This window comes from Bacillus altaicus (assembly GCF_042136375.2).
GTDB classification, from domain to species: Bacteria; Bacillota; Bacilli; order Bacillales; family Bacillaceae_G; genus Bacillus_A; species Bacillus_A cereus_U.
The window spans coordinates 4,407,372-4,419,760 of the sequence record NZ_CM143394.1; the positions used below are offsets into that span (position 1 = coordinate 4,407,372).

Below are 12,389 nucleotides of genomic sequence, written 5' to 3' on the forward strand. Positions count from 1 at the left end.
AATCCCCGTCTCCTTTCTCATGTTGCTATTTAAAGTTTTTACATTATTTGGTTGTTTTATGATTAATTTTAATTGTAACTAAGTTAGTTACAATTATCTTAAAAAAATATTACTCACTTCTATTACTGATGGTTATTTTGTAACTATTATAGTTACACATTTAAAGTAAGTCAATTCTTTTCTCTGCATGGCCTAATAACAAAGAAAGGGACTTCATGTTGAAGTCCCTTTCTTTGTTATTATAGTCGGCTTACTCCACCGCCGTCGCCTCTATTATCTGCTGGTGCTCCGCCATCTCCTTTATTGAAGTTAGCTGGTGCCCCGCCACCATCGCCTTTATTAAAGCTAACGTAGTCTGGTCTTGCTGGTGCCCCTCCGTCACCACGATTTAAAGCCTGGCTCTGATCACCCAAACTACTTAAACCAAATGCTAAAACAGTCGTTGTTATTAATCCTGTTACTATCACACCTAATTTTTTCATTATTTCAAAGCTCCTTTTTCTAAGTATTTTTTACTCGCTTTATTACTCATATAAAAATATTCACTAGCTTTAGAATCATTTGATTCCTCATAAAATCGTATTGCTAACTTTTCAGTATATTCTTCTACACAGTCCCATAATGATTCCTTTTCAAAATATGAGATTCCTTCTAGGACCACTCTTTCTAATTCTGCTGTATTGGATTTTTTATTCAATTCTTTTAAAATCATAAAACGATATTGAAATTCTTGATTTTTCAATTCATTACAAACTTTTAATCCTAATTCGATAAACTCATTCGCTAATTCTACTCTGTTTAGTTTGTAATTCTCTTCAGCTAAAGTAAATACCCCTTTATAATGCTTAGGTGATTTTTCAACAACTTCAGAAATATGACGGATTGATAATTCCGAAAGATTTTGACTTCCATATAACCATCCTAAATTACTTTTCACCATTAAAATGTATCGTTCTGCTTGTTGATGTTGGAAAATATTTAATGCAGAATCAAAACTTTCTTCTGCCAGCGAAAATTGCTTTAAGTCTACACTACACAACCCATATATATTTTTACAAAGCGCTACACTTAGTTCGTACCCACTATATCTTTCAAACTCTTCCCTCGCCTTATTCACATTATCAATTCCTAAAATTGGTTGATATGATTGATAGTAATAATAGCCCAGTCGATAATAAAACTCAGCACGCTCTACTGGATTTGTAATATCCCCTAGCATTAATTTTGCTTTCTCAAATTCTTCACTTGCAGCTTTATAATTCGTCACTAATGTTTCTTTAATCGCTTTAAAGAAATGATAATAATATGTTAAAACATTATCATCAACAATATATAAAGAATCAATTCTATCAAAGCTACTATTTGTAACACTTAGACTATCAACTAATACTTGATAACGAAATTTTAATAAAGAATAGAAAAAGGATATATTCTTTTCCTCTTTGAAATCATTAATTTTGGATTCAATTTCTTCTTTCAAAGATTTTGATTGCGTAAAATCTTGCTGCAATATTACACAATACCAATCATCTAAAGAATGTTTCATTTGCTCCCTCGTTACTACATCTGCTCCCATACACTCGCATCTCCTTTTCTCCAAACTTACAAAATTAGGATATTTATATAATTATCCAAATTGTATATTACCAACCCTTTTATATGTATTGAAAAATAATTGTCAGAAAATTTATGATTTAAATGAATTATACCAAACATTCCCTTTTGTAAAACTTGAGAAACATTTATCAGAAAACTTTACAGATCAAATAAAAAAGCAAGCAATTCCAGCTATTCGCTAAAACTACTTGCTCTTCTACTTATTATCTCTATTTTTATTCTTTAATAAATTCCTTAGTACTTCTCACTGTATCAATCGGACGAACTAATTTTTCGATTTCTTCACGCTTTGGCTCTAAGAACGGAGGTAACGATAATTTTTCTCCAAGTGTTTCGTATGGCTCATCTCCCATAAAACCTGGGCCATCTGTCGCAAACTCAAATAAAATTTGCGGTGCAACTCTTGCGTATAATGACTCAAAGAAGTGGCGATTTACATAACCAGATGAAGGGAGTCCAACTCGACTTAGTCGCTCAATCCACTCTTCTAATACAGCGCGATCCTCTACGCGGAATGCTGCATGGTGCACTGTACCAAAACCTTGTTGTGCTTCAGGAAGAACCGTATTATGTTCTACAATGGCAGATGCACCATTTCCACCTTCGTTTACTTCAAATAAGTAGAATTCTCCTTCTTGAGCAATCTCTTTAAATAATAGAACTTTTTTTAGTACTTCTTTGAAATAACTAAAGTTCGCGATACGAATAAATACAGGTCCTAATCCAGTAATTGCGTATTCTAATGGAACTGGTCCGTTTTGCCACGGTGTACCTGATTCCACCCCTTTATCCAATTCATCTGAGATTAATTGATAGTGTTGATCATCAAAGTCAACGAAAGAAAGAGTTTTCTTACCGAATTGCTCTTTAATTCCTGTATGTTCCACTTCAAGACGGTCAAAACGTTTCACCCAATATGCTAATGCTGCATCGCTTGGAACGCGGAATGAAGTCTTTGAAATTTCATTTGTACCGTGTACACCTTTCGGAACGCCCGGGAAGTCAAAGAATGTCATATCCGTTCCTGCACTACCTTTATCATCTGCAAAGAATAAATGATAAGTTTGAATATCATCTTGATTTACCGTTTTCTTAACGAGACGCATTCCTAACACATAAGTGAAAAATTCATAGTTCTTTTCTGCACTACTTGTAATCGCTGTAACATGGTGTATTCCTTTTAATTGGTTCATTATATATTCCTCCAATAGTTTTAATTTATCTTTTAGGATTATATTTCTGCTCGCTGGTTAACGAGGCACGTATTTATTAAAGTAATCACTTCGTTTTACTAGTCAAGTGATAGCTAAAAAATAATTCATACGAAAGTAATTTAGAGAACGAAGTGTACCTTTCTCATATGACTCATTTCCTTTCGTTACTATCACTTTACAACTCAAGTGATTAAAAAGCAAGTGATTTATCTCGAATTCGAGATATTTTTTAATATGTTATTCATACAAAAACAGCCTCATCAAGCTTATTAACACTTAATGAGACCATCCTATTTACAATCTTAATTATGGAACGTCGGTTTATAGAACGAACGATTATCAAGTGCAAATACACGCTCTGTATATTCACCTGGTTTTGTGCGTCCTAATGCACGGTCCATCATGTTCATTTTTGCATCTAAGTTATCGATGTAGTGCAGAATTTCTGCTTCTTTTACTAATGGTGGTTTTGGACTACCCCATTCTGCTTTTCCGTGGTGGGAAAGGACGATGTGCTGAAGGATTAATACTTCTTCTGCATCGATTTGTAGTTCCTCTGCTGCTTTACCAATTTCGTTCACCATAATTGAAATGTGGCCAAGTAAATTTCCTTCTAACGTATACGTCGTAGAAATTGGGCCAGATAGCTCAAATACTTTACCAAGGTCGTGTAAAATAACGCCTGCATATAGTAAGTCTTTATCTAAAGATGGGTACAGTTCAGAAATTGCTTTCGCTAAATCTAACATTGATACAACATGGTAAGCTAGTCCAGATACGAACTCATGATGATTTTTCGTCGCTGCTGGATATTCTAAAAATTCGTTTTGGTGCTTATTTAACAAATGTCTTGTTAGACGCTGAATGTTCGGGTTTCTCATTTCAAATATGTATTGCGTAATTTTCTCGACCATATCTTCTTTTTTGATTGGAGCTTTTTCTACAAAGTCTGAAATGTCCGTTACTTCATTCTCATTCGCAACACGGATTTGTTTCACACGTAATTGAATACGTCCTTTATAGTTTAGAATATCTCCAGCTACTTTAACGATTGTTTCCGCTACATATTGTTTCTCAACTTCTGGTGATACATCCCATAGCTTCGCTTCAATATCTCCACTTGGATCTTGTAAGATTACTGTTAAAAACGGCTTACCATTGCTTGCGAGACCTTTTGTCGATGTTTTAATTAACAAGAAAACATCGACTTGTTCACCAACTTCATATTCTACAATTTTCTTTTTCATTCGAATTCCTCCACCAAATCAGTTACTTTTAGTATAGCATACTACAACTCATTTTCTTTACGCTTACGTTTTAATTTTATAATCTCATTTTCTGTAAAATATGTGAGTAGATGCGCATGACATGTAAAAAAGATTACTTGTCTATCTTTCGCAATTTCCTTTATTAGTTCAATCGTTCGATTCGTCCTTACCGCATCAAAGTGCACGAAACTATCATCAATAATAAATGGATAATCATGCTCAAACGTTTTCGCTAGTGCAAATCGTAACGATAAATATAACTGCTCCGCTGTCGCTTGGCTTAGTTCATGACTGTAAAAACGCATACCATCGTTACGTTCGACAATGAAAGGTTCCGCCTCTGACGGTGAGAATATTTTACTATATCGTCCGCCTGTTAAATACACGAAATACTCTTCGGATTTTTGTAAAATACGCGGAAGATGCACTTCATGGTAATACTGCTTCGTTTTCGTTAACACCGTCTTCGCGGCCGCATATGCAGCCCACTTCTTCACTTGTTCACGCACTTGTGATTTTTTCATTTCCCACTCATGTAGTAAATCACCATACGTACTGCCTTCTTCTAAATTCGCAATTTCTATTCGATGCTTCGCAATACGCTCTGTCAGTTCTTTCTCTTGTGTAAGACAGTTTTGCGCGGCTGTAATTTCTTGCTTTAATTTTTCATCATAACCGTCAGCTTCATAATGCTCAGCTAATGACAAACTCGTTAAGCGCTGTTCTAAAAGATTAATTTGAGGTAATAAACGCCCCACTTGCTTATCCGCATCTTCACGTTTCTCCGCCAATTTTCCTGCTTCTAAAAACATCTCTTCATCAGTAGAATCTGCGATATTCCATAACCCATCTCGCTCTACTAACAGTTGCTTTAATTGCTCTTGCATGAACTCATATTCTTCTTGCCATTCCGCCAGCTTCTCTTTCAGCTGCTTACAAGTTTGGCGCTTCTCTTTCTCATTTTGCATACGACTTTTCGCCTCATGCAATTTACTATACTCTTTACTACCGATAACAGTTTCTAGTTTATGCTCAAAGTGCGAAATCATTTCATACAATGAAGATTTCCGCGTGCTTTGCTTCTCTAAATCACGATATAATGAATGCATTTTTTCAATACGCTCAAACGCCGGCAATATGTGCGCATACGTATAAAATTCAGGGAACATATAGCGCGTTTTATACACATCTACTTGTTCTCCCGTACGGAAAGTTTCTCTCTCCCATTCTTCATAAGATGAAACGACTTTATCATAAGCACGTTCCATTTGCTGTAATTTATAAGACTCTCGCTCAAATAACTTTCGAATCTCTTCATCCTTTTCTAACTGATAGCGAACCGACATCGCCTCTTCACTTTGACGCCCGCCAGCACTTTGCTGAAGAGTAAGAAGCTCTTCTTGTAATCCACCTGATGGATCTTTATATAAAACGAGAGCAAGGACAATCCCTACAAAAACAATAACACTAATAAATAACAGCACGCGGTTATCTATAAATAAACTCGTGAATAAAACAAGCGTATTAATAAGAAGTAACAGAAGACAAATTCTTTGCCACTGTTTTTTCTTTTGCATAGCCGCTCCTGCTTTTTCCTCATACTTGCGCTTCATTCTCTCTGCGCCCATACCGATAAATGCCGCATCTTGAAATGATTTTTCTCTCTCAACTAACGTATTTCGTTCTTCATCAGCTAACATTTGCTGACTTATTTGTCTTAGATTTTCTTCTTGCTCTTCTAATTGCTCCTGAGCCGTTTTGAAACGATCATCAAGCTGCGTTTTTTGCGTTTCTAACTCTCTCGCCTTTTGCACAGTTTGCGTAATTAATTCTTTCGTCGCTAAACTTATATCAAATGAAAGAACCGTCTCTTGTTCAAAAGTGGCTCCAATTTGTTGCTGTAGTTCTGCGATTTCTTCTTTTATATTCGCAATACTTCCCGTCATATCACGCATTTCTTGGCGTGCATTTTCATAAGACATGTGCTGCATACGAAGTTCTTCTACGTAACTTTCTTTTTGTAAAAATGCTTCATCTATTTCTATGGAATCAATTTCTGATTGGACTGTTTCTATCTTTTTTTGAAGTGAATCTACTTGTACTTGCAGCGGCTCCATCTTTGCCTTTACCGCTTCATAGCGCGCCGTTCCGTTTACAGGAAACTGCCCGTTCTCGTTTGCTAACACTTTCTCGTGCGCACTCTTTTCAATAACGAGAGGCTCAAGCGCTGCTAATATTTCATAGTCTTGCTTTCGTTTTTCGGCTGACTCTTTTTCCGCACGAACAGCAGCAAGTTTCTCTTCACTTTCTTTTAACTGCTCGACTTGTTTTTCATACGTGCCAATCTTCCCTTGCCACTCTTTCATCTTTTCCTCAATTTTCTTCATCTCTTGCAGTGACACGTTAATTTCAGGATTACGACCACTCGGCTTAAAACGCTGATTCATTTCTTTTTCTAACTTTTTATCTAACTGCAATAACGCATCACTTCCGACTGCACTTGCCGAAAATAAATAATTACCGATATCCGCTTCGCCGAGCTGATGAATATTTTGAAGACCATGCATATCAAATGAAAAGACTGAATCAAATAAGCTTTCATTCACACCGCTTAATATATCGTTTAAAATATCTTCGCCGCCAGTTTTCCCGTCTTCAAAATAAACGGTCACTTCACCAACTGCCGTCTTTGGCAATCGTTCAATTTTCAAACGGCCGTACTTCTCTGTTTGAACAGTCATCGCCCCGCCGTACTTCCCGCCTTCTTTCGGCTCATAACGGCGCTGTCCTCTCGTCGGAAAACCAAATAATATACTTTTCATAAACGAGCGAATTGTCGATTTACCCGCTTCATTTTCACCGTACAACACCGTCAGCAATGAAAGATCCATTTCCACATTTTCTAGTTTTCCATAGCCATAAATATGGAGTTTTTCAATTCTCATTTTTTATCCCTCTCTTGCTGGAATAATTGCTCTAAAATAATATTTTCCGCTTCCTTTTGAATCTCTTTCTTCTCTTCTTCCGTAAAAGCTTCAATACTATTACGCGCTACAGGAGATGTCCAAATCGTGCGCAACACTCCGTCCATATTTGTGAAAGCTTCTAACTCCTTCAGCACACTACCGACAAAATGATTTTCTTCTTTCAAACGCTCGATTTCCGCAAAAGAAACCGTCTCGTTTTTCCACTTCATCGCATATACAAAGTCTTTCCGCTCTTCTCCCGCTGCTAAAATATGAAAAATCTCTTCCACGCGCTTGTCTTCACGTAAATAAGGAGAAAGTGGTCCCTGCCCTATAAATACAACAGTTAAAAGCGTGCCTTCCTCTTCTCTTCGGCATTCATTCATCGCACTTGACGCGCTCGTCATAAGATCATCAACAGTTTCAAGTCCATCGATACTCACTTCAATCTCATCCCACACAACATCCGCCGTATGGAAAAATGAACAATGCGATCCTTGTTTCGTGAGTTCAATAAGGTACGCACCCTTGTCCCCTGTTTCCTTACGATGACGCCCTTGTATATTACCTGGATAAACAATGTACGGCTCTTCTGATAAAATTTCACGTTTATGTATATGGCCAAGAGCCCAATAATCAAACTGCTTTTCCTTCAGCTCACGAATTTGAAACGGTGCATAGCGATTATGCTCTGCATCCCCTTCCACACTTCCGTGAAGCATTCCAATATGAAAAGGCGCATCACTCATTTTCGTATACTGCGCTGTCATATTATCCGTTACCGCTTGCTGCAAATAACTAAAACCGTAAATAGAAGCTACAAGCTCACCATTTTTATAAAATGATTTCTCTTCTACATAAGGCTCCGTAAACACATGAACATTTTCCGGAAACTCAATTGCCGCCCAGCTTCCCCCTAAATGATCGTGATTACCGTGAATAATAAAAACAGGGATATCGTACTGCGACAGTCTCTTCATTTGCTCACGCACAAACACTTGCGCTCTCAAACTTCTCGTCTCCGCATCATACAAATCCCCAGCTAGTAATACGAAATCAACGCGCTCTTGAATCGCTTTATCAACAATACGCTCGAACGATTCAAACGTACTCTGCTTCATTCTCTCCCAAACAGACTGCGGTACATTCATCTCCATCCCTTTAAACGGACTATCCAAATGCAAATCAGCCGCATGTATAAACTTCACTTGTTTCACAAATAACGATCCTTTCTATAGTTCAAAAGTTTCATCTTATCCGCATGAACACAAACAATACATGCTCAATTGTTGAAAACTAGTAATAAGCAGGAAATAAAAAATCCCCCACTGATTAAAGTTTCACCTTATTGTAACACGCAATGTCATATATTTCTTTGCATATTCTATTGATTTATGCCAAAATAGTTATAAGATTCTGATTTTAATTATTGGAGGGAATTTTCATGGGAGTATACGTTCTAACAGTCTTTGAAAAAGATGGTTCAAAAGCATTAGACGAATCATTCGAGGCAGCAACTGAAAAAGAAGCGAAAGCAAAAGGTGAATCTATTTTACAAGAAAAAGGATTGTACGAAAAAACACATCGCTGCACATCTTCTGCAGGTAAGCTCGTTTTATTCCAGCGCTAAAAAAAGAAGCGTCATCCGCTTCTTTTTCACTCTACTATATCTTCGTCACACCACGTAAACACCACATCTAGAATGCGATTACCGATACGTACGCGTTTATTCCATTTACCTGTTTGGATCTGATGTTGCAATTCCGCTTTCATCTTTTCCGTCCAGTCGTGAATCGTGTCACTACGGTCGTACGGATATACGCCCGGAAACTCTTCCTGCAGAAGATGCAAGCTCTCTGCATCAAAATGAAAATGGAAGAAGTAGTTTGCTGTAAGCGATGGTTCTTGCAATCGTAAAAAATGATCATCAACTTGCTTTCTATTTCTATAGAAAGTAAAGATATTCACTTTACCGCTCGTAATTTGGTCAATTTGAATTTCGTGCTTCTCTATAATCACGTCTTGCCCACCTCGTTATATACTACCCTTAGTATATATGTCTTTTGCAACAAAGTTAACCATTTTCGCGCGAAATTCATTTCCTTCATTATATTACCCGTACCTCCAAGTACAATCAGGACAAATAAACAAAGTTGAAGGGGAGCGATCACATGTATTTCGGAAGCAAAGGTTGGTATGTAAAAGAACTTAAAAAATTAGGGATTCGTACTTACGAAGGTAAAAAACTAGAATCTTATCGTACACATATTTTATCTAGTTTACTTGAGAGAATGAAGAAAGCTTCGGCTTAATAGAAAAAGGAAGCAACAATTTGTTGCTTCCTTTCATTTTTATTTAGAAAATAAAAACTGGAATCATTATAAATTAACAATCTACCTTTACTATTATACTCTCTTGATAAAAACCACCTAATATCGACTGAACTTTTATTATCAAATACTCTTCCAGATGATTATTCGTATATATTTTAAATTCTCCATACTCATTAACCCGTCCACTTCCAACAAGCATATCGCCGCTCGTTATGACAATTGTTGAATAAGGTTCCGCATGACCCGATACATAATTATCACCATATTTCACAAAATCTATCGTTATTTCCTCATGAATATTACTAACTGAATCTATACATTTCTCTTCATACAAATTAGCATTTAGTTCTTCGGCCCTCGAAAGCGCTCGATTCCTGCTAATCTTTTCTGAAGAGAATGCAACATTTCCCAGCCAACTAAACCTATCAAATGTAGTAATAGGTAGAAACATCTGTGTTAACTCCCCCATTTCTTATCAACTGCAATCTTTGAATGAATTTACAGCAATACGTTCTATGTTGGGATAAAAGAAAAAGTCTGTAATTGTACTGTTCTTAGATCTCTCATACTTTCTGAAGCATAACATAAGGAAGAAATAAAAAAATCGTACAAAAGGGCAAGCCTATAATGTACGATTGGGCATATATAATGTTTTAAAAATGAATTAACTTCCTTTCAATAGACACAGCTACTGCTTCTGACCGTGAGTTAACGCCTAATTTATTGTATATATTTGTTAAATGCGCTTTTACCGTTCGCTCAGCTATCCCCATATCAAATGCAATTTCTTTATTCTTATATCCGCGCGCAATAGCTTTCAACACAAACAATTCTTTATCTGTTAAGTTATTTTCTGCAACCTTATCAGCATGTACTTCTTTCCTTTTATACTTCACTATCTTTTCCATAATATTTGGTTGTAGTAAAATCTCACCTCGAATAGCCGCTTCCAATGTTCGAAACAAATTCTCACGATCCGTATCTTTTAGCAAATATCCTTTTGCCCCTAACTCAATTCCCTTTAACATTAATTCATCTTCGTTATAAGTAGTTAATATAATAATCGGCGTATGGTTTTGTTTTTCATTCAAAGCCTCAATCGTTTCTAAACCACTCATTTTTGGCATATTCAAATCCATTAAAATGACATCAGGTTTCTTCTTTTCTATGAAAGAAAGGGCTTCTTCTCCGTTTGCAGCCTCACCTATAATTTGAAATGAATCACTCGTTTCTATTATTAATTTCAGACCTTCTCTTACAACAAAATGATCATCTACAATTAATACGTTATGCTTCATGGCTATCTCCTTCTTTATTTATAGGCACTTGAATATACACTTTCGTACCTTTCATCTTTTCACTCAATATATGTATTTCTCCCTTAATCAATCGAACACGCTCATTTAGACCAATTAAACCATAATGTCCAGGATTCTTACCGATATATCCAGTGTCAAAACCAATTCCATTATCTTCAACTTCAATAGTAAGTTTTTCAAGATCATCGATATATTCAACATTTAAATTTACATCTGCTGCCTGCGAATGTTTTGCGATATTCGTTAAACATTCACTAATTACATATAAACAGTGCTCTTTTACTACGCTTGAAATATACGGTGGACTTTGAATAGTAAGTCTCACATGTATAGACGTAGCTTCAGAAAAACGTTGAACCTCTTCCTTTACTGCTTCATTAAATGAATTAGTAGTATGACGCAAATCATCAATAACCAACCTTGCATCATGTAAAGTTTGTCTCGCTCTTACCATAGTTTGTTTCATAATCTCTTGAGATCGTCCTGTATTCCCTTTTTGCATATGGGCATCTATTGCTTCCAATTGCATAATTAAGCTCGCTACACCTTGCGCTAACGTATCATGTAAATCTCTTGCCATACGCTGCCTTTCATTAGCCAATGTCAATTCTTCCACTCTCATATATGCAGACTCTAACTCTTGAATATAGCTCTGTATACGATTACGTGCATCAAATTGCTGCTTATTAATATAAGAAAAAGGAATAATAATTGCTAACACTAAAAGAAACATAGAGATAAGAATAGCTAATTTATTCACACCATAATTAATACTAATTGCAGCACAAAATATTGCATACATAAGAGTAAAAACTATCATTACTTTAAATATATTGTGATAAACATATAAACTTTGGGCGATTAAAATAGGAGTTAATCCAACAAAAATTGCTATCGAAGCATTTGTTGCAATAAATGCAGCCAAAAACACAATGAAAAGTTGTACAAAAAAGAAGTACAACAATTGCCTATTTTTTAATGAACTCGAATACCAATGAAAAATAGTATGAATAACAATGACTATTGTAAAGAAAAAACTATCCATAGAGAAAATATTATTACGAAATTCTAAAAGCATTGAAGCTATATATACGAGTGTGATCCATAAAATAATAAACCTTCTTGGAATAAATACCGCTTCCAATACATTTGTATCCAAATCTATATTTGAACTTATTTTTTTCATATTCGACCTCCACCATTATATTATACTATACAAGATGCGCCTTACTTTTTGATAAATTACTGATTCCTCATTACCAAATACAAATATGAAATATTGCATATCGAAATGCATTGATGTATCTGTAAGCGCTTACTATAATGAGGATATAAAGATTCATTACATCTTACTATTAAAAAAAGGAGGCAATCATATGGAAATCGCAATGGCAGTTTTAAAATTTGTAGGTGGAGTAATTCCATTGGTTCAAGAACTTTTAAAAGCATTTATGTAAAATTATTATTCAGCAATTATCTATAAGAATTATCATACAAATGATCTGTATATCAAAAAAATTGATACACAGATCATTTGTGTGAGAAAGCTTTAAACGAGAATTATGTACCCTAGCAGAACAATAATGATACATCTATCTCAAGTTGGAAAAAGACGCTCACAAGGGCGTCTTTTTATTATATTACTATGTACCTAATAACTTATTTAGAAAAT

At 35.6% G+C, this 12,389-nt stretch carries 13 protein-coding genes; 3 read left to right on the top strand and 10 right to left on the bottom strand.

Annotation, left to right across the window (positions count from 1 at the left end; translation table 11 throughout):
* Window positions 1–239: 239 nt before the first annotated feature.
* The 6 genes from ACE38F_RS22865 to ACE38F_RS22890 form a co-directional block, all read right to left on the bottom strand.
* A complete protein-coding gene (locus ACE38F_RS22865; protein WP_375370317.1) occupies window positions 240–482 on the bottom strand; it encodes a Phr family secreted Rap phosphatase inhibitor in 243 nt (80 codons plus the stop codon).
* On the bottom strand, window positions 482–1,576 hold the full coding sequence (locus ACE38F_RS22870) for a response regulator aspartate phosphatase (RefSeq protein ID WP_375370318.1): 1,095 nt from the start codon (window positions 1,574–1,576) through the stop codon (window positions 482–484). Before ACE38F_RS22870 ends, ACE38F_RS22865 begins: the two co-directional genes overlap by 1 nt.
* Window positions 1,577–1,832: 256 nt before the next feature.
* Window positions 1,833–2,810 carry a ring-cleaving dioxygenase gene (locus ACE38F_RS22875; protein WP_375370319.1) on the bottom strand — a complete coding sequence of 326 codons (978 nt, stop codon included), beginning with the start codon at window positions 2,808–2,810 and terminating at the stop codon, window positions 1,833–1,835.
* Between the two features lie 323 nt (window positions 2,811–3,133).
* Window positions 3,134–4,078, bottom strand: a complete 945-nt coding sequence (gene yhaM, locus ACE38F_RS22880) for a 3'-5' exoribonuclease YhaM (RefSeq protein WP_375370320.1) — start codon at window positions 4,076–4,078, stop codon at window positions 3,134–3,136.
* A 41-nt stretch (window positions 4,079–4,119) separates the two neighbouring features.
* A complete protein-coding gene (locus tag ACE38F_RS22885) occupies window positions 4,120–7,044 on the bottom strand; it encodes an ATP-binding protein (protein ID WP_375370321.1) in 2,925 nt (974 codons plus the stop codon).
* Entirely contained in the window at window positions 7,041–8,282 is a 1,242-nt protein-coding gene (locus ACE38F_RS22890) for a metallophosphoesterase family protein (RefSeq protein ID WP_375370322.1), read from the bottom strand. Before ACE38F_RS22890 ends, ACE38F_RS22885 begins: the two co-directional genes overlap by 4 nt.
* A gap of 227 nt (window positions 8,283–8,509) precedes the next feature.
* On the opposite strand from ACE38F_RS22890, the gene ACE38F_RS22895 reads away from it, so the two are divergent.
* On the top strand, window positions 8,510–8,695 hold the full coding sequence (locus ACE38F_RS22895) for a YhzD family protein (protein ID WP_000539551.1): 186 nt from the start codon (window positions 8,510–8,512) through the stop codon (window positions 8,693–8,695).
* A 26-nt stretch (window positions 8,696–8,721) separates the two neighbouring features.
* Here the strand turns inward: ACE38F_RS22895 and ACE38F_RS22900 are convergent, their stop codons facing one another.
* On the bottom strand, window positions 8,722–9,084 hold the full coding sequence (locus ACE38F_RS22900) for a hypothetical protein (protein ID WP_002064091.1): 363 nt from the start codon (window positions 9,082–9,084) through the stop codon (window positions 8,722–8,724).
* 152 nt (window positions 9,085–9,236) lie between these two features.
* On the opposite strand from ACE38F_RS22900, the gene ACE38F_RS22905 reads away from it, so the two are divergent.
* On the top strand, window positions 9,237–9,377 hold the full coding sequence (locus tag ACE38F_RS22905; protein ID WP_000273535.1) for a YflJ family protein: 141 nt from the start codon (window positions 9,237–9,239) through the stop codon (window positions 9,375–9,377).
* 73 nt (window positions 9,378–9,450) lie between these two features.
* Here the strand turns inward: ACE38F_RS22905 and ACE38F_RS22910 are convergent, their stop codons facing one another.
* The 3 genes from ACE38F_RS22910 to ACE38F_RS22920 form a co-directional block, all read right to left on the bottom strand.
* Window positions 9,451–9,849, bottom strand: coding sequence for an Ig-like domain-containing protein (locus ACE38F_RS22910; RefSeq protein WP_375370323.1), 399 nt, complete (start codon window positions 9,847–9,849; stop codon window positions 9,451–9,453).
* Window positions 9,850–10,051: 202 nt separating this feature from the next.
* Complete coding sequence (locus tag ACE38F_RS22915; protein WP_375370324.1) at window positions 10,052–10,696, bottom strand: response regulator; 645 nt, start codon at window positions 10,694–10,696, stop codon at window positions 10,052–10,054.
* Window positions 10,686–11,903, bottom strand: a complete 1,218-nt coding sequence (locus tag ACE38F_RS22920) for a sensor histidine kinase (protein WP_375370325.1) — start codon at window positions 11,901–11,903, stop codon at window positions 10,686–10,688. Before ACE38F_RS22920 ends, ACE38F_RS22915 begins: the two co-directional genes overlap by 11 nt.
* Before the next feature lie 85 nt (window positions 11,904–11,988).
* Here ACE38F_RS22920 and ACE38F_RS22925 point away from each other — a divergent pair, with 85 nt between their 5' ends.
* On the top strand, window positions 11,989–12,174 hold the full coding sequence (locus tag ACE38F_RS22925) for a hypothetical protein (protein WP_375370326.1): 186 nt from the start codon (window positions 11,989–11,991) through the stop codon (window positions 12,172–12,174).
* Window positions 12,175–12,389: the final 215 nt, after the last annotated feature.

Coding starts and splice junctions, on each gene's coding strand:
- ACE38F_RS22895 (WP_000539551.1), top strand. CDS start 8,510: ATGGGAGTATACGTTCTAACAGTCTTTGAAAAAGATGGTTCAAAAGCA.
- ACE38F_RS22920 (WP_375370325.1), bottom strand. CDS start 11,903: ATGAAAAAAATAAGTTCAAATATAGATTTGGATACAAATGTATTGGAA.
- ACE38F_RS22925 (WP_375370326.1), top strand. CDS start 11,989: ATGAAATATTGCATATCGAAATGCATTGATGTATCTGTAAGCGCTTAC.
- ACE38F_RS22870 (WP_375370318.1), bottom strand. CDS start 1,576: ATGGGAGCAGATGTAGTAACGAGGGAGCAAATGAAACATTCTTTAGAT.
- ACE38F_RS22885 (WP_375370321.1), bottom strand. CDS start 7,044: ATGAGAATTGAAAAACTCCATATTTATGGCTATGGAAAACTAGAAAAT.
- ACE38F_RS22910 (WP_375370323.1), bottom strand. CDS start 9,849: ATGTTTCTACCTATTACTACATTTGATAGGTTTAGTTGGCTGGGAAAT.
- yhaM (WP_375370320.1), bottom strand. CDS start 4,078: ATGAAAAAGAAAATTGTAGAATATGAAGTTGGTGAACAAGTCGATGTT.
- ACE38F_RS22915 (WP_375370324.1), bottom strand. CDS start 10,696: ATGAAGCATAACGTATTAATTGTAGATGATCATTTTGTTGTAAGAGAA.
- ACE38F_RS22905 (WP_000273535.1), top strand. CDS start 9,237: ATGTATTTCGGAAGCAAAGGTTGGTATGTAAAAGAACTTAAAAAATTA.
- ACE38F_RS22865 (WP_375370317.1), bottom strand. CDS start 482: ATGAAAAAATTAGGTGTGATAGTAACAGGATTAATAACAACGACTGTT.
- ACE38F_RS22875 (WP_375370319.1), bottom strand. CDS start 2,810: ATGAACCAATTAAAAGGAATACACCATGTTACAGCGATTACAAGTAGT.